The sequence below is a fragment of the Bradyrhizobium sp. 63_E2_N1_3 genome (assembly GCF_052076005.1).
GTDB lineage: Bacteria > Pseudomonadota > Alphaproteobacteria > Rhizobiales > Xanthobacteraceae > Bradyrhizobium > Bradyrhizobium barranii.
Window position 1 is genome coordinate 8,376,485 of record NZ_CP197235.1, and the last position, 16,484, is coordinate 8,392,968.

Below are 16,484 nucleotides of genomic sequence, written 5' to 3' on the forward strand. Positions count from 1 at the left end.
CCCGCCTTGTGCGCGCTTGCGCACTGGGGCGGGTGATCCAGTATTCCAGAGGCCGTTGTGCTTCAATCGAGAGGCTGCGGCGTACTGGATGCCCCGGTCAAGCCGGGGCATGACAGCGGAGGATGTGGCAGCGAGGACTAAAACGCCCCCGCCAGCTCCCGCGCGCCGGCATTGTTGCTGTTACTGTCCATCCGCGTGTCCGTCACCGCCAGCAGCTTGGCCACCGTGTTGTGACGGATCGCGACCGGGTTGCGCTCGTAGCCGCCGCGCTGGAAGAAGTTCGAGGTCGGCACCTGCTCGCGCATGGCCTGCGGCATCGTCACCATGTCGAGACCGGTGCCGTCGCCGGTGAGGTTCATCATCTCGAGCTCGGCGGCGGTGAGCGGCCGGGTGTAGCCCTTGGTGCGCGCGAACAGCACCGAAGTCAAAAGCTTATGGGTTTGCAGCATCGGGCCGATATCGATGTCGAGCACCATGGCATGCATGGCCCAGCCCTGCGCGGTGTTGCCGATCTTCTCGTGCTCCGACCAGGTGTCCGGCACCGATTTCGCCTGCGCCACCATCTTCTTCAGCACGGCAAGCTTGTGCTCGAGCGGCTGGCGCGCCGGTCCCGACGTCCGCGCCACCTTCTCGGAGAGCGCACGGATGAGTTCATGGCCCTGCTCGGCCAGCAGCTCGACGCTGTTGGTGGTCAGGAGCTGGTTGTAGCCCATCGCGGTCGAGATCGCGCGCTTGCCGCCATGCTCAATACCCGCCTGCACATCGTAATTGCCGGTGCCGCCGGTCTCGAACGAATAGACCCGCACCGCCTGCTCGCGCGTCAGCCCGGAGGCGAGCGCGTAGCGCGCATAGGCGCGCTTGAACTCGACCTCGCTGGACGGCCGCTGCGGCGTGAACTGATAGAGCTCCCGCGCCGCTTGCAGGAGATCGGCGACCACCGGTATCGGCTTTCTGGTCGGACGCTCCGGCGTTTCCTCCGGCTCCGGATTCACCGGCCGCTTCGGCCCGTTATAGAGCGGCGGATGCTGCAGCACATAATCGTCAAGCGTGACCTGCTGTCCGCTGCGCCGCTTGGCGTTGCGGCCTTTCCGCTTCTCGGAGATCTGGCTCCAATAGGCACCCGCCTCTTCGTCGAAGGCCCCGCGCGCCGCCTGATATTCCTGCAGCTTGCGGCGATATTCGAGCACGGCCGGCGACGCCCCACCTTGCGCAAAGAACTGCGACAAGAGCTGGGCCTTGGCATCGCGGACGGCCGGCGGCAGCGCGTCGGCCTCGCCGCCCTGCGCTGTGGGCGCGAGCAGGACGATCGCGAATGGAACCAGCGCGAGATGTTTTCGAATCGAGTGATGCATGCTGCCCTCTTAGCAGGCATCCGGTAACCGTCACGTTAACGCGCCGTTTACCATCGTCACTTCCAGGCGAACACCGGCTGTTCCAGCTCGGTGACGCGGGTGTGACGTCCCGCCAGCACCTCGCGGAACTGGTAGATCAACGCCGCGGTCGGCGCGTGAATCAGGCTCGTCTCGTGATGGAAGCGGATCACGCGGCGGGAGCTTTCGGGAATCGCGATGAAGTCGAACGCGTCTTCATGCTCGATCGTGGCGAGCGCGATGCGGTGGACCGAGGCGACCTCATCCGGGTTCGGCCGGATCGCGGCACTGTCGGCCGTCCAGACCACCACCGGCGTGATCAGATAGCCGGAGCGGGTCGGATAATCGTCGAGCGTGCCGAGCACCTCCGCGTGCGAAAGGCGGAGGCCAAGCTCCTCATCAAGCTCGCGCAGCGCCGCTTCGACCGGCGTCTCGCCGGCATCGCAGCGGCCGCCCGGCAAGGCCCATTGGCCGCGATGGGCGCGCAGGTGTGACGCGCGCAGCGTGAGCAGGAATGCGGTGTCATCGCCGTCACTCGCCGCGGTCAGCGCGACCGCCACCGCGGCGCGTTTCAATGCGGCCGGCGCATCGTCCTCCGGCAGGCGCGTGAAGGCCGCGCAGGCAGCCGCGATATTCCGCCGTGTGGCATCGTCGAATGGTCTCATGATGCTTGACTACACCACGTCAGGCCCCGATGAAATGAGCTCGCAAGGCCCGCGCAGCAATGGACGACCACATGACCAACAAGGCCGCCGCAAGGCTCAAATCGGACGGCTGGAGCATCCTGGAGACCACGGGCTTCTTGCACCTGATCGGCCCCTTGTGGGAGCGCAAGGTCGACGGCCATTACGAATTCGCACTCGCCACCGAGGACAAGCACCACAATCGCCGCGGCATGGTCCAGGGCGGCGTGATGATGACGTTCGCGGACCGTACCTGCGGCATGACCGCCCGCTACGTTTCCGGCAAGGAGTTCATGGCGACGGTGCAGCTCGACACCCATTTCGTCGAGGCCGGCCAGATCGGCGACATCCTGATCTCCCGCCCCCGCGTGGTGCGCTCGACGCGCAGCCTCATCTTCATGAGCACGGAAGTGACGGTGGATGGTCGCTGCATCGTGATGGCGAATGGCGTGTTCAAGATCTTGAAGGGGCCGGGGTAGCGTCGCGCGGTCGGGCTGCCGCTCTAACTACACCCACCGCTGTCGTCGCCCGGCTTGACCAGGCGACCCAGTACGCCGCAGCCTCTCGGCTCAATCACAGCCGTCTCTGGAATACTGGATCGCCCGCCTTCGCGGGCGATGACAGCTGAGAGTGCGGCAAGCGCCCTCCCCAATCTCGTCATTGCGAGCGCAGCGAAGCAATCCAGTATCTCTCCGCGGATGCATCTCTGGATTGCTTCGCTGCGCTCGCAATGACGGAATTAGCTGGCTATGCTGCCAGCTTCGATAGCGTTGAGGAAACAGCCCATGCAATACCGCCAGCTCGGCCGCACCGGCCTGAAAGTCTCGCCGATCTGTCTGGGCACCATGATGTTCGGCGGACCTACCGATGAAGCCGCATCAAATCGGATCATCGCCAAGGCGCATGAGGCCGGGATCAATTTCATCGACACGGCGGATGCCTATTCGAAGGGCGGCTCCGAGGAGGTCGTCGGCCGCGCGATCGGCAACAACCGGCACGCCTGGGTGCTCGCCACAAAACTCGCCAACCCCATGAACACTGGTATGGGCGACGATCCCAACCGTGTCGGCCTGTCGCGCCGCTGGGTGTTGCAGGCCGCCGACGAGAGCCTGAAGCGGCTCGGCACCGACCACATCGACATCTATTATCTGCACAAGGAAGACCATGCGACACCGCTGGAGGAGACGGTGCGCGCGATGGGCGATCTGATCCGCGCCGGCAAGGTGCGCTATTTCGGCGTCTCGAACTACCGCGCCTGGCGCGTCGCCGAGATCTGCAACATCTGCGACCGGCTCGGCATCGACCGGCCCGCGGTGAGCCAGCCTTATTACAACGCCGTGAACCGCATGCCCGAGGTCGAGCACTTCCCGGCCTGCTCCTATTACGGCCTCGGCATCGTGCCCTACAGCCCGCTGGCGCGCGGCGTGCTCACCGGCAAGTACAAGCCCGACGCCGCGCCGGACAAGGAGACACGCGCCGGCCGCAACGACACCCGCATGATGCAGACGGAATGGCGGCCGGAATCGCTCCAGCTCGCGCAGGAGATCAAGACCCACGCCGAGACGAAGGGCATCACCGCCGGCCAGTTCGCGGTCGCCTGGGTGCTGAACTCCGCCTTTGTCAGCTCGATCGTCGCCGGCCCGCGCACCGAGGAGCAGTGGGACGGCTACATCCGCGCGCTCGACTACCGCTTCACGGCGGATGACGAGGCGCTGATCGACCGGCTGGTCGTGCCGGGCCATCCCTCGACGCCGGGCTACAACGACCCCGCCTATCCGATCGAGGGACGCCGCGCGCGGACGGCTTGAGAGCTGAAGACGATGACGGCGCACGAAGACCGCTACGGCCTTTCGCTCTCGACGTCTTCGCACGAGGCGGCAAGCGCCTATCGCGAAGGCGTCGATCTCATGCTGGCCGGCTGGACCGGCACGGCGGAGGCGCTGGAGCGCGCGATTGCGGCCGATCCGGATTTCGCGCTTCCCCACATCGCCCGCGCCCGCGTGCATGCCTTCTATCAGCAGGGCGATCTCGCCCGGCAGAAGGCGGCTGTGGCACGCGAACGCGTCGCCAAGCGCGGCACGGAGCGCGAGCGCTCGCATGTCGAGACGCTGGCGCTTGCGATCGAGGGCCGGCTGCCCGAGGCGATCGCATCGACGCTGAAACACGTCGACGCATGGCCGCGCGACGCCGTGGTGCTGTCGCTGCCGCTCGGCGCGTTCGGCCTGTTCGCGTTCTCCGGCATGCCCGATCACGACCGCGCGCGGCACGAGCTGTGCGAGCGCGTCGCGCAGCATTATGGCGAGGACTGGTGGTTTCTCACCATGTCCGGCTGGGCCATGACCGAGAATGGCGACGTCGCGCGCGGTCGCGGCGTCACCGAGCGTGGCTTCGACCTGCGCCGTCAGAACGCCCATGCCGCGCACGCCGTGCTGCACGCGATGTTCGAGGACGGCTCGATCGACGCGGCTGATCGCCTCGTCGACGAATGGATCCCCTCTTACGACCGCGCCGGCATCCTGCACGGCCATATCCGCTGGCACCAGGCGCTCGGCGCGCTCGAGCATGGCGATGCGGCGCGCGCGCTTGCGATCTATGCCGACGTGCTTCAGCCCTCCGCCACGAAGGCGCCGCCGCTCAACGTCGTCACCGACGGCGCCTCGCTGCTCTGGCGCCTGTCGGCTTACGGCCACACCGTGCCGGAAGCGCTCTGGCTCGAGGCCGATGCCACCGCGCAAAAACTGTTTCCGAAATCGAGCCTGCCCTTTGCCGACGTCCACATGGCGCTGTTCGCTGCGGCGACGCAGAACCAGGAGGCGCTCGCCGCGCGCCTCGCGGCGATCGAGCAGCGGCTCACTGAGGGCAAGCTGCCGGCCGGTCCCGTGGTGCCGGCGATCTGCCGTGCGCTCGTGGCCTTTGCCCGCGAGGATTACGCCTCATGCGTGCGAACGCTCGCGCCCGTCCTCGGCGAGGTCGTGCGCATCGGCGGCAGCCATGCCCAGCGCGAACTGATCGAGGATACCTACATCGTCGCGCTCATGCGCAGCGGTGAGCTGCCCCGTGCCCGCGCGCTGCTCGACGCCCGCCTGCACCGCCGGCCCTCGCTTCGCGATACGCGCTGGCAGGCGGCGACCGTTTAGCTCTGCCACGAAAAAAACATCGGTCTGGCAGCAAGTGGCCTGCTAGGACGGGATGGGGCGATCGGATGAATCGCCGATGGGTGGTGCGGTGGTATTCCAGTCGGGTCTAGCTGAACAAACGGGATCGCAACCAATTTGTGGTTCGCTCGTTGTTGAGCGGAACTTTTCCGCCGCCGTGGCCCCCTGGCATACGAGCCTGATGATGCGCCTCCGCCGACCGGTCCTCGCCGCGGCCCTCGCGATTCTCGCAAGCCCTTGTTTTGCCGAGTCTTCCGCGCCCATCCCCGTCAACAACCCGCCGGCGCAGAACGCCTTCATCGACCTGCTGGCGCTGATGTCGGGCCACTGCAAGACGCTGAAGGTCGCGGGGCGCACCTTCGCGTGCAAGACGGTGGCTTACGCCCATGGTGACAAGGGCCGGGTCAATTTCGCGGTCGCCGTCGACGATCCCTCCGACGCCAACCATGTCGTGTCGTTCTCCGGCGAGAACGGCCAGCGCGCGGACGACAATTCCTACGAGCTGCGAATCGACCGCATGCTGCTCAATTCCAAGGACAGGCCCAAGGTCGACGGCCTGCCGGTGCCGGCTGAGCAGACCTCGACCGGCGTCTGCCGCCAGACCGGCAATTTCGCCGCAAGGAAGGTCACGGACGTCACCTGCACGGCGACCGACAGCGAGGGCCGCCGGTACGAGCTGCTGTTCGTCTCCGACGGCAAGCCGGTGAGCGTGCGCCGCATCCGGCAATCGTCGCCATCGATCCAGGATCCGTTCAAGTAACGGCATCATCCGCTGCTGTCGGCATGTATGATCGCGCCATGCTTTGGAGCGATTCATGACTCGCGACCGCCTGTTTCTGCTGCGCCCTGGTTTCGAGGACCCCGCCTTTCCGGGCCAGCGTTTCTATTGCTGGCATTGCGCGTTGATCGAGGGCGTGCTCGCCTCGTTTCCGCAGCTCGCCGAAAAGCTCGACGTTGAGCGCATCGCATGGCCGCGGCCAAGGCTGTCGGCGATCGCGCTGGTCGGCGAGGAGAACCAGTCGCTGCCGCTGCTCGTGCTGGCCGACGGGATGACGTCGCCGCACCAGACCGGCAGTCACCACGGCCGCGCCTTCATCGCCGACAAGGACGCGATCCTCGCCGTGCTCTCCGAACGCCACGGGTTTCCCGATCCGCATCCGTGAGGGCCGCGCACTCGCGCAGCTCTCTGCGTCCGGGGCACGAGAGCTGTCGCGAAACGAGGGAAAATCGACATTGCCTGCCACGTCGGTCGCCCCGCATACTTCGCGCAGCAAGCAAGTCTGGAAGCCGCTCCTCATGATCAGCCCCCTCCCCGCCCTCGTCGTCGTCGACGTTCAGCGCGCATTCGACGAATGGGAGGCGGCCGGCAAGCGGCGCAACAATCCGGACGCGGTGGCGCGCATCGCCGATCTGCTCGCCGCATTCAGGAAGCGCGGCGCGCCGATCTTCCACATCCGCCACGAAGGCACCAAGCCGAACTCGACGTTCCTGCCGCAAAACTCCGGCTACACGGTCAAGGGCGAGGCGCGCGAAGCGCCGGGCGAGGCGGTGATCGTCAAGCGCGTCAACAGCGCCTTCATCGGCACCGATCTCGAGACGCGCCTGCGCGCGGGCAACATCACGACGCTCGTGACTGCGGCGCCACCACCAATCATTGCGTCGAGACGACGACGCGGATGGCCGGCAATCTCGGTTTCGACGCGAGCCTCGTGCGCGATGCGACCTGGACCTTCGACCGGATCGGACCAGATGGCGACAAGCATTCGGCTGAAGAGATTCATGCGATGACGCTGTCGAATCTCAACGGCGAATTTGCGCGCATCGTCAGCGCCGCCGACGTGATCGCTTCGCTCGAAGCGATGCGACAATAGATCGCGCCACATCGTTCACACGTCGATCGGAATTTCGTCTGCGTCGTTTCGACGCCCGCACTGGTCGGAACGCAGCGGACAGCCATCTGTTATCACGCGACTTCTCAACTGGAGTGATGACATGAAGTATCTCTTTGTCGCGATGGCTGTGGGTGCAGCGGCGCTCGCCGGCGGATCCACGGCCAACGCGGCGGGCAAGGCCAGCGCAAAGCAGAACGCGCCAGCCGGCCAGTCCACCGACATCAGCGCGCAGCACAGGCACCACCACCACGGCCATCGCCATCACCAATGGCGCCATCACCATCACGGCTACTATCGTCCGCACTACCGGAGCTACGGTTATTACCCGCGGCACCACGGCTATTACGGCGGCGGACCGTACGGCTATTATGGTGGCGGAGGTCCCGGCGTGACGTTCAGCTTCGGCGGCGGCCGCTGGTGAGACATTAGGCCCGCCTTGTGCGGGCCTTTTTTCATCCTCGCAAAATCATCTCCGCAGTCTCCAGCCCGCTCGCCAGCGCCGCCTCGACCGTCCCCATGTCGCGGCCGCGATAGAGCGCTTCACCAGAGAACAGCACCGGGCCGTCGGCGCGCGCGAGGATCGCCTGGGCCTCGCGCGTCCGCGGCGTCGCCCAGGAATAGGCGCCGCGGGCGAAGGGATCGTGCAGCCAGTTGGTCGCCGCAGCCGCCACGAGATCGCGCGCGATGTCGCCCCGCGACACGCCGAAGATGGCCGCAAGCGAATCGACCCCGGCATCGATCAGCCCTTGCCGATCGAGCTTCGCAAGCTCGGCCGTTCGCGGCCCGCCGAACCAGCCGGTGAGCACGGGATGCTCGTCCGGATGCCGCGTCCACCACACCGGGATCGACTGGTCCGACAGCAGGAAGGTCATGTCCGCGAGATCTTCGCTTCGCTCGCGCCACCACGGCCGCGCGAACCGCAGCAGGATTTTTATCACGCTGCCGAAGCCGATATCGTCAGCTGCCGCAGCCTTCGCGCGTGCGGGCTCCGGAAGCGCGATCTCGCGCAGCAACGGCAGCGGGACGGTGAGGATCACGCGATCGCAGCCATGCACGTCGCCGCCGGCACAGCGGACGGCCAGCGCGCCGCCCGTCTCCTCGATCGTCGATACCGCGCAGCCGAAGCGAAACGTCACGCCAATCCCGCGGCACTCGCTCGCCAGAAAATCGATCAGCGCGCCGTAGCCGCCGACGATGCGCGCCTGGGCGTGATGCCCGCCGTCCATCCATTCCTCGCGCAGCGCCAGCGTCGAGGCGCGCTCGGGGTCGGCGGCGTCGTAGCCCTCGACCATGCGCTCGATCGAATGGCGCAGCTGGTCATACCCAGGCCCGGCGAAGTGGCTGCGGAGGAAATCGGCAACCGTGAGATCATCCCTCAACGCCCCCAGCGCGGCGTACAGCTCTGCCTCGTGCGGATCGTGACGGTCTTCGTGCGAGAGCCTCGTGCCGTCAAAGCTCCACTGGGTGCCTTCGATCTCCTGCAGCGACAGTCCCGCCTCGCGCACAAGCTTGCGCGTGACCGGCGCCTCGCCATGGACGAATTCGGCGCCGCCATCGGCGGGGTAGCCGAACTCGGACGCCGGCAGCGGATCGATGCGCCCGCCGCAGCGCTCGCGCGCCTCCAGGATCGTGACCGTCCTGCCCGCACGTGCCAGCTCGCGCGCCGCCATCAGCCCGGCCGCGCCGGCACCGACGATGACGATGTGCTCCAATTGTCCCATGCCGATGCCTTACTTGGGCATCGCTTGCGGGTCGTTCTTGATCAGATAGCGCAGCAGCAGAACGCCACCGCCGAGGTCGCGCGTGCTCTCCAGCGTCATCGCGGCGAGCGGCGCGCGCTTGTCGCTGTCCGCGTCCGTCGAATCGAACACGAAGGGTGCGCCCCTGGCGCCATCGATCGCGGGGCTGAGGATCAAGTTAAATTCGTCGATGAGGCCGGCGCGCAGGAAGGCGCCATTGGCGACGCCGCCGCCCTCCACCAGCAGGCGCTTCACACCCAACTCCCGATGGAGGATGTCCAGCGTCAGTGCGAGGTCGATCTCGGACTTGCCGGCGAAGATGTAGGACACACCCTCGTCGCGCAGCCCCGCCAGATGCGAATCCGGCACGCCCTCGGTCAGCACCACGACGATCGGGTCACCGCCGATGTCTGACCGGCCCCAGCCGATCTTGCCCTGCGCGTCGAGCACGACGCCGTAGGTTTTCGCATCGCGCCGCGCGAACCAGCTTTGGCGGGGAAATGTCTCGCCCGCCGTTGCAGGATAGGGCTTGCCCTTGGCGAACTCGGAGCCGGTGACGCGGCCGATCACCCAGGCGTCGCCGCCGAGTTCGTCATGGATCTTCTCGAACCAGTCTGTGCCCGCCCCCTTCGGCCGCCAGCGGCTGGGATGCGTGCGGCCGTCCAGGCTGGAATGCATCAGGCAAATGACGTAGGGCTTCATGCAATTCTCCGGGTACGCTTCAGGCCGCCGATCCATCGCGCCCGGCGCGATCCTTCACGATCACCGCGAGCGGATTGAGTTTTGGCGGCGCGACGAGCTTCAGCGTGTTGCTGTCGTGATGGTTGAACGGCGCGCCGCGCACGAACAACTCGGTCTGGATCAGATAGCTCCAGCTTCCGTCATCGTTGAAGGTGATGTCGCAGCGATAAGAATCGGTGCGGAAGGCCTGTTCCAGGAAATCGGTCGAGCAGATTCCGTAAGCGGTATCGCCGCGCTTCGCCGTGACCGATATCTTCCTGTCATCCGGCCCGGCCTTGCCCGAGGCGAGCAAGACCTGTCCGCGCGGAATCGCGAGCGTCTGCATGATCAGCCCGGTCGCGGGCTCCCACAGCCAATAGCCGACCTGGTCGTGGAAGGTGATGTCTTCCTCGGGCGTGTTGATGTGGATGTGATAGCGCAGCCCGTAAAACAGCTGCGGCCCGTTGGCCTGCGGGTCGATCGGGTCCATGCGGATGCGCTCGATGAAGGTCCGCCGCTCCGGCCCCTCCGCCTTCGGATTGATGTCGATGCCCTTGTCCGCCTGCCAGCTCCCTGCGAGACGGCGGAGCGGGCCGAGATTGGCAAGGCCGTCGGGCGAGACGTCCTCGGGTTCGGTGAAGATGTCTGCGGGAATGGGGAGCATGGGAACCTCGCGTCAAGTTGCGGGGAGCAGCAATAGCACAAGGACGGCGGGAATCGACTGGAATGGAACCAGAGCGCGCGCCGGGTGTTATCTGCGCTTGAGTACGAGCCCTCGAAATACCGGCTCGAATGGGCAAGGACGCCCGTGTCACGCGTAGCGGGGGATCCGGTGCTGTCTGAGAAGGCTGCTCGGCGGTCAATTGAAATGGGCTTCCTCGCTGACGGAGGCAAGCTGGGCGCGATGATGAGCGCCCGCGACTGGTCGGATTCACCGCTCGGTCATCCCCGCGATTGGTCTCAGGCACTGAAAACGACGGTCAGCATGCTGCTGGCCGCGCAAGCCCAGATCGTCCTGTTCTGGGGGCCCGACTTCGTCGCGCTCTACAATGACGCCTACGCCCCGGGCATCGGCGCCAATCACCCCCGCGCCCTCGGTCGCCCCGCGATCGAAAACTGGGGCGAGCTGTGGGACGATCTCGAACCGCTGCTGTCAGGCGTGCGCCGAACCAGAAAGACGTTCGCCGCCAAGGATCGTCCGTTTTACGTCGAGCGCCACGGCTACGGCGAAACCAGCTACTGGGACGTCTCCTACTCAGCCGTGCGGGACGATGACGGCTCGGTCGGCGGAGTGCTCTGTATCGTGTCCGAGACGACGGAGCGCGTGCTGGGCGAGACGCGGCTGCGGGCGAGCGAAGCGCGATACAGGGAGCTGACTGCGACCCTCGAACAACGCGTCGCCGAACGGACCGCCGAGCGTCATTTGCTGGCGACGATCGTGGAAACCACCGACGGACAGATTCAAGCCCTCGATCTCGATTATCGCTGGCTCGCCATCAACACGTCCTGCGCCGATGCCTATCAGCGCATCTACGGTAAGCGCCCGCGGGTCGGCGATTCCCTGCACGAATTCCTGGCCGACCGGCCCGAGCATCTCGCTGCGGCAACCACGGTCTGGAGCCGGGCGCTGGCCGGCGAAGCCTTCACCAACATCGAGGAGTTCGGCGATCCCCGGTTCGACCGCCGCGTCTACGAGTTGAAGTTCGAGGCGCTCCGCGCTCCGGACGGCACGCGGATCGGCGCGTTCCTGACCGGGGTCGACGTGACGGATCGCCTGGAGGAGCAGGCGCGGCTCGCGCAGGCCGAGGAGGCGCTCCGCCAGGCCCAGAAGATGGAGGCGATGGGCCAGCTCACGGGCGGCGTCGCGCACGATTTCAACAATCTGCTCACGCCGATCGTCGGCCTGCTCGACCTGTTTCAGCGCAAGGGCATCGGCGGCGAGCGCGAGCATCGCCTCATCGCCGGTGCGGCACAGGCGGCCGAGCGCGCCAAGACGCTGGTTCAGCGCCTGCTCGCTTTCGCGCGCCGGCAACCGCTTCAGGCCATTCCCGTCAGCATCGGTCTCCTCGTTGCCGAGATGGGCGACCTGATCTCGAGCACGACCGGGCCGCAGATCCAGGTCACGGTGGACACGCCGGAAGACCTTCCCGCGGCCATGGCCGATCCCAACCAGATCGAGATGGCGATCCTGAATCTCAGCGTGAACGCCAGGGATGCCATGCCCCACGGCGGCAAGTTGCGCATCTCGGCGAAGGCGCGGACGGTTGGAGACTCTCACAATTCGGAGTTGGCACCGGGCACCTATGTCTGCATCTCTGTCGCCGACACCGGCATCGGCATGGACGAGCTCACGCTGGCCCACGCCGTCGAACCGTTCTTCTCGACCAAGGGCGTCGGGCGAGGCACCGGTCTTGGCCTCTCGATGGTCCACGGCCTTGCGTCACAGCTCGGCGGCGCGCTGACGATCAGGAGCGCCGTGGGGGCGGGGACGACGGTCGAGCTGTGGCTGCCGGTCAGCCACGCCGTCGCGGGCGCCATTGATGCCGTCCCGCAATCAAAACTGCGGCCACAGCCCGTCGGCACGGCTCTGCTGGTGGATGACGAACCGCTGGTGCGCATGAGCACCGCCGAGATGCTGGGCGAGCTCGGCTACAACGTCGTCGAAGCCGGCTCGGCGGAGGATGCGCTTCAGCGCGTCAGGGAAGGCCTGCGGCCGAACCTGCTCGTCACCGACCATTTGATGCCCGGCATGAGCGGCACAGACCTCGGCCTCGCGCTGCGCAATCAATATCCCGAGCTCCAGATCCTCGTCGTGTCGGGCTACGCCAACAACGAAGGCATCACGCCGGACCTGTCGCGGCTGACGAAGCCGTTCCGAAGCGATGAGCTGGCGGCGAGCCTGGCAGGCTTGGCGAAGGCGGGGCGGTAGGCGACGCAAGCGGGCGAGCAGCTCGCATGAGCGAAAGCGACATGCCGGTGCGATGACATGTATCGGCGATCACGCCGTGATGATCGATGCGCGGGCGACTGTACCCCAGTCCGATCGGAGGAGGCTGCCCAGCGGACGAACCCCCTCAACCCCAGCCGCATCTACTTCAACGCCAGACTCTGGGCGTGAACTGAGAAGACCGAGGTGGAGGCCCGCCGGTTCACGCTGGCGGGCTCGCTACGTTCTGAGAGCGTCAACCGCGTGGGCGACGAGAACGCCGATGCTGAGTACGATCAGGCAAATAATCGCCGCTTGAAATAACATCGGAGTAAATCCCGTGGGCCAGGGTCGGCTTTTATAAGCCCTCACATTCCGCCAGCATTTGGCCACCCAGAAGGCGCTTCGGTGTCCGCCTCGTTACAAGTATGCAAGGTTCATTGGCCTTGCGCGACGACGTCTCACCCCTTCAAAGCGGTGCGAGAATCTACCAGTCGATCAGCAGCACAACGATTACTAACATGGCGTAGATAGTCCTGCGGCCGATCCGGTTCATTGAAGAACCTCATATTCAAACGCCACGCCCTCGGGATCGTTCTCCCCGAACCATGTCTCTGCGGCTCCATCTGGCGCGACATCGGCGCCCGCCTGCCGCAGGCGGCGCAGATGAAACGGGGCTCGCTATCCGAAAGCCGTACGTCATCCGGCCAGCGGTCCGCATTCAAGGACACGCAATGGCAACTGTTACGTTTACCTACAAGCGGTTCCGAGCCTGAATAGCATGAGCGCTTTTCGCGCCAGGTAGCATCAATAAACGCCCCAGCGTCTGGCAAGGGCTTTTACTGGCGGTATTCCCCTCGCGCCGCCGGTATATTCACCTCCATCCATCCACGGAGATCGATATGCATCGTGTCGCTCCGATGCTGACGTTACTCACTGCCGCTGTATTCCTTGCTTTTTTGGAGCCGGTCCGAGCTGCCGAGGCGGATCGATACTGCCTGCGAGGTCGCAATTGGGGCTTTCCGGGCAATTGTCAGTTCGCCACCCGCTCGCAATGCCTGGCTGCTGCTTCTGGCACGAACGCATATTGCGGCATCAACCCGCGCTATGCCGCTCCGCGGCGGCGCTAATCACCGCTCGGAGCTATTCGGCGGCACGGCATGGCAGAAGCGGTCAATCAAGGAAGGCCCCAATGCGAAAGCTTGCACTGTTCGTCATCCTGCTCTCGTTCGCAGGAATGGTCCCTTCCAGCGAATCATTTGCTCAGAGTGCGCTTCGAGGTGCCGTCATCGGTGGTGCTGTTGGTGGTCGCCGCGGCGCTGCCATAGGGGCGACGGCCGGAGCCATCGCGGGCGCCCACCGGCGACATCAACATTGGCATCGATATTATTGGAGGAACGGCAACTGCTGGTACCGCTCGACCAGCGGAAGGTCGCACCGCGTGTCGCATCGGTACTGCCGTTGAGCCTTCGCGTAGCGGGCCGTGCGACTGGCCTACAGAAAAGATCGAGAACGGCAACTCAATAAGGAGATCGCAATGTTCTTCGCTCAGGAAGGATTCACATATCGAAATTTCCTGATGGATATAATTGCTGTATTCGCATTTGTCGTTTGGTTCTGGCTGCTCATTGTCATCTATGGCGACCTGTTCAGGCGCCACGACATTTCCGGATGGGGTAAGGCACTGTGGGTGCTTGCACTTGTTCTGACCTCCTACCTCGGCATCTTTGCTTACCTCATCACCCAAGGCAGGGGGATGGCGGAACGCAGCGCCGAGCAGGCTCAGCGGGCGCGCGAGGAGTTACGGCACATCGTCGGCTTTAGTGTCGCCGACGAGCTTTCCAAGCTCGATCAGCTCAAAAAATCGGGATCCATAACCGACACCGAGTACGGGCGCCTTCGCACCAAACTGGTCTCCTAACCATCGGTGAGGGAAGCGGGGAGGCCCATGATGTTCGCAAAGCCTTTTGGCACCGTTGGAGCTCTTATTGCTGGCTTTGCAATTGCGTGGACTGAAAGCGCGCATGCGGAAATATTCATAACAACCGCCACCATATCGCAGGGCGAGTTGGTCATCGTCGGAAGAGTAAGACGGCCCCGCGAGTCCAGCGTGGAAATCAAGATCAGTCCGAGCAAAACCGTGAAAGTCGAGAGCACTTCGAGCGGAGGATTTCGGTGGATTGGACCGGAGTTTCCATCGACTTGTATTGTAAAGATCACGTCCGGACCAGATACGAGAGACGTGGTGATACAGAATTGCGGCCTCCCCGGGCCAGCGGGTCCTCCAGGGCCGGCCGGACCTGCAGGCCCGATCGGACCGCCCGGGCCCAAAGCGAATTAGAAGGCAGACTTCGTCTTGCGGGTTTGCAGGTTGCCCACCGGATCGCTCTCGCATCAACAATCGAGGTGTCGGTTCGAAGTTCTGACGGAGCGCTACTGAGCATTATTGGGCTTGGTCGCGTTTTCGACCGGAACCGCAGCGTGCGATGATAGGTACCGGCGATCACGCCGTGATTATCGATACGCGGGCGACTGTGCCCAGTCCGATCGGAGGAGGCTGGCCTAGCCGACGAGCCTCCTCAACCCCAGCCGCCCCTACTTCAACGCCAGGCTGCTGCAATACGCCGAGGTCTCGCCCGATCGCCAGCCGGTGACCCGTCCGGCTTCCTTGCACTCGTCGTAAGTCTTGAAGTTGCCGACGTTCCGGCACGTGAAGGAGTACACGCCGCCCGAAGCGTTGCAGCCGACCCAGGGCTGATTTCCCGTCTTGAAGCTCGATTGGCAACCGCCGGCACAGCTGCTCGTTTCGCGTTCGAGCTTGGCGAGCCTCGCGGCATCCGACATCGGCGCCGCCGCGGCCGTCGATGTGGCTGGCGATGTCCGATACCCGGTGCTGCGGATGGCCACGTGATGCGTTGGCTTGTGCGGCCTCGCCACCTGTCTCGGCGCGTCGACCGTGATGCTGGGAAGCTGAGTCTCGGTGGGCGTCGGTTGAGACATTGCCGTGCCGCTCAGGCCGCACAGCAACAGTGCAATCGATGGGAATGTGACAGCGGGACGCGCAACGAAGCGTGACGACAACGTCATGGCCATGTCCTTCCAGATGCGGAGGGACAGTCCATTCCATCCCCCGAGACGAGGATATCACGCGCCGATTGAAGTTGCATCGCCGAACCCTGCAACTTGATTCGGCCGCTCTCGTCATCCGTCCGTGGTGATCAACCACTGGAAGAACGTCATCAGAACGGCGACCGCGATGGCGACGACGATGAGGTTTGGCTCCTGGAGCGGGCGGAAATCATCGTTGCATTCCGCCTTGAAGCGGGCGCAGCCATGAATGAGCATCGTCAGCAGCACCGCGCCCGCTAAACCAAGGTTCGCGCTCAGCCACGATGCGTGGCGTTCGTGAAATAGGCCGGAGAAATTCGCGTCAGCGGATGCCGGAGAACGAGGGCAAACACCAGGATGGTGCCCAGGGGCGGAATCGAACCACCGACACTGCGATTTTCAGTCGCATGCTCTACCAACTGAGCTACCTGGGCGTGCTCCAAAGAGGGGCCAAGGCCCATCGAGCGGGCGGTTTATAGTGGGCTAGAAGCGGCCTGTCCACCCGGCTTCGCCAAGAGGCTTCGCCGGGCGCGGCCCGGCTGTGCACAAGATGGGGCGGACTTGCTGCGGCAGGCGCGCGGCGCGTCGACCATCGGAGTAAGCAATTGATATTAGTAATTATTCTTCGCCGTCCGCCTCGTCATCGCGGCCGGGGATGACGTAGGAGCCTTTCAGCCAGCGGTTCAGGTCGACGTCGCGGCAGCGCGAGGAGCAGAACGGGCGGGTGGCTTCCGACTGCGGCTTGCCGCAGATCGGGCAGGTTTTGAGCGGGCCGGCGGGCTTTTTGACGTGGTCGTCCATGATGTCGGCAGCTTACTCGGGGTGAAGGCGTTCAAGAGCCTGTCGGCAAAGCGGTTCCTCGGGCGGTCGCGCAGGCGTCGCGGGCCGGGT

The 16,484-nt window shown here is 65.1% G+C and carries 18 protein-coding genes, 1 tRNA gene and 1 pseudogene; 10 read left to right on the forward strand and 10 right to left on the reverse strand.

The genetic code is table 11. The features are described from left to right. Positions 1 to 137: 137 nt before the first annotated feature. The gene (locus AB7531_RS39830) at positions 138 to 1,352 is read right to left on the reverse strand and encodes a hypothetical protein (protein WP_063985863.1); all 1,215 of its coding nucleotides are present in this window, start codon (positions 1,350 to 1,352) and stop codon (positions 138 to 140) included. A gap of 56 nt (positions 1,353 to 1,408) precedes the next feature. Beyond that, positions 1,409 to 2,035, reverse strand: a complete 627-nt coding sequence (locus AB7531_RS39835) for an NUDIX hydrolase (protein WP_063985864.1) — start codon at positions 2,033 to 2,035, stop codon at positions 1,409 to 1,411. 71 nt (positions 2,036 to 2,106) lie between these two features. Here AB7531_RS39835 and AB7531_RS39840 point away from each other — a divergent pair, with 71 nt between their 5' ends. From AB7531_RS39840 to AB7531_RS39870, 7 genes and pseudogenes are all read left to right on the forward strand, one after another. Further along, complete coding sequence (locus AB7531_RS39840) at positions 2,107 to 2,532, forward strand: PaaI family thioesterase (RefSeq protein WP_063986737.1); 426 nt, start codon at positions 2,107 to 2,109, stop codon at positions 2,530 to 2,532. A gap of 306 nt (positions 2,533 to 2,838) precedes the next feature. Further along, positions 2,839 to 3,861: an aldo/keto reductase gene (locus AB7531_RS39845; protein ID WP_063985865.1), complete on the forward strand. Its 1,023-nt coding sequence runs from the start codon at positions 2,839 to 2,841 to the stop codon at positions 3,859 to 3,861. Between the two features lie 12 nt (positions 3,862 to 3,873). Continuing rightward, positions 3,874 to 5,190, forward strand: a complete 1,317-nt coding sequence (locus AB7531_RS39850; protein ID WP_063985866.1) for a tetratricopeptide repeat protein — start codon at positions 3,874 to 3,876, stop codon at positions 5,188 to 5,190. A 202-nt stretch (positions 5,191 to 5,392) separates the two neighbouring features. Then, the gene (locus AB7531_RS39855) at positions 5,393 to 5,968 is read left to right on the forward strand and encodes a hypothetical protein (RefSeq protein ID WP_028147393.1); all 576 of its coding nucleotides are present in this window, start codon (positions 5,393 to 5,395) and stop codon (positions 5,966 to 5,968) included. Positions 5,969 to 6,023: 55 nt separating this feature from the next. Then, positions 6,024 to 6,371, forward strand: coding sequence for a DUF3088 domain-containing protein (locus AB7531_RS39860; RefSeq protein WP_063985867.1), 348 nt, complete (start codon positions 6,024 to 6,026; stop codon positions 6,369 to 6,371). Between the two features lie 133 nt (positions 6,372 to 6,504). Next, positions 6,505 to 7,079: pseudogene (locus AB7531_RS39865) on the forward strand (cysteine hydrolase family protein). 121 nt (positions 7,080 to 7,200) lie between these two features. Further along, positions 7,201 to 7,521: a hypothetical protein gene (locus AB7531_RS39870; protein ID WP_063985868.1), complete on the forward strand. Its 321-nt coding sequence runs from the start codon at positions 7,201 to 7,203 to the stop codon at positions 7,519 to 7,521. A gap of 31 nt (positions 7,522 to 7,552) precedes the next feature. Here AB7531_RS39870 and AB7531_RS39875 read toward each other — a convergent pair whose 3' ends face one another. From AB7531_RS39875 to AB7531_RS39885, 3 genes are read right to left on the reverse strand one after another with little or no spacing between them, the layout of a single operon-like run. Beyond that, positions 7,553 to 8,821 carry a flavin monoamine oxidase family protein gene (locus tag AB7531_RS39875; protein WP_063985869.1) on the reverse strand — a complete coding sequence of 423 codons (1,269 nt, stop codon included), beginning with the start codon at positions 8,819 to 8,821 and terminating at the stop codon, positions 7,553 to 7,555. A gap of 9 nt (positions 8,822 to 8,830) precedes the next feature. Beyond that, positions 8,831 to 9,541 carry a RibD family protein gene (locus AB7531_RS39880; protein WP_063985870.1) on the reverse strand — a complete coding sequence of 237 codons (711 nt, stop codon included), beginning with the start codon at positions 9,539 to 9,541 and terminating at the stop codon, positions 8,831 to 8,833. 19 nt (positions 9,542 to 9,560) lie between these two features. Further along, a complete protein-coding gene (locus AB7531_RS39885) occupies positions 9,561 to 10,223 on the reverse strand; it encodes an FABP family protein (RefSeq protein WP_063985871.1) in 663 nt (220 codons plus the stop codon). A 204-nt stretch (positions 10,224 to 10,427) separates the two neighbouring features. Here AB7531_RS39885 and AB7531_RS39890 point away from each other — a divergent pair, with 204 nt between their 5' ends. Both AB7531_RS39890 and AB7531_RS39895 read left to right on the forward strand, forming a co-directional pair. Continuing rightward, complete coding sequence (locus tag AB7531_RS39890) at positions 10,428 to 12,488, forward strand: ATP-binding protein (RefSeq protein ID WP_063985872.1); 2,061 nt, start codon at positions 10,428 to 10,430, stop codon at positions 12,486 to 12,488. Positions 12,489 to 13,387: 899 nt separating this feature from the next. Then, positions 13,388 to 13,615, forward strand: coding sequence for a DUF3551 domain-containing protein (locus AB7531_RS39895; protein ID WP_084795314.1), 228 nt, complete (start codon positions 13,388 to 13,390; stop codon positions 13,613 to 13,615). Positions 13,616 to 13,740: 125 nt separating this feature from the next. Here AB7531_RS39895 and AB7531_RS39900 read toward each other — a convergent pair whose 3' ends face one another. Continuing rightward, positions 13,741 to 13,866, reverse strand: a complete 126-nt coding sequence (locus AB7531_RS39900; protein WP_256376437.1) for a hypothetical protein — start codon at positions 13,864 to 13,866, stop codon at positions 13,741 to 13,743. A gap of 156 nt (positions 13,867 to 14,022) precedes the next feature. On the opposite strand from AB7531_RS39900, the gene AB7531_RS39905 reads away from it, so the two are divergent. Continuing rightward, the gene (locus AB7531_RS39905) at positions 14,023 to 14,406 is read left to right on the forward strand and encodes a PLDc N-terminal domain-containing protein (protein WP_028147401.1); all 384 of its coding nucleotides are present in this window, start codon (positions 14,023 to 14,025) and stop codon (positions 14,404 to 14,406) included. 674 nt (positions 14,407 to 15,080) lie between these two features. Here AB7531_RS39905 and AB7531_RS39910 read toward each other — a convergent pair. The 4 genes from AB7531_RS39910 to yacG form a co-directional block, all read right to left on the reverse strand. Continuing rightward, positions 15,081 to 15,572 carry a hypothetical protein gene (locus tag AB7531_RS39910; protein ID WP_063986738.1) on the reverse strand — a complete coding sequence of 164 codons (492 nt, stop codon included), beginning with the start codon at positions 15,570 to 15,572 and terminating at the stop codon, positions 15,081 to 15,083. 114 nt (positions 15,573 to 15,686) lie between these two features. Continuing rightward, positions 15,687 to 15,842, reverse strand: a complete 156-nt coding sequence (locus AB7531_RS39915; RefSeq protein ID WP_187387828.1) for a hypothetical protein — start codon at positions 15,840 to 15,842, stop codon at positions 15,687 to 15,689. Between the two features lie 109 nt (positions 15,843 to 15,951). Next, a tRNA-Phe gene (locus tag AB7531_RS39920) sits at positions 15,952 to 16,027 on the reverse strand. 184 nt (positions 16,028 to 16,211) lie between these two features. Beyond that, positions 16,212 to 16,394 (reverse strand): DNA gyrase inhibitor YacG, encoded by a 183-nt coding sequence (gene yacG / locus AB7531_RS39925; protein WP_028151429.1) that lies wholly within the window; start codon positions 16,392 to 16,394, stop codon positions 16,212 to 16,214. Between the last annotated feature and the right edge of the window lie 90 nt (positions 16,395 to 16,484).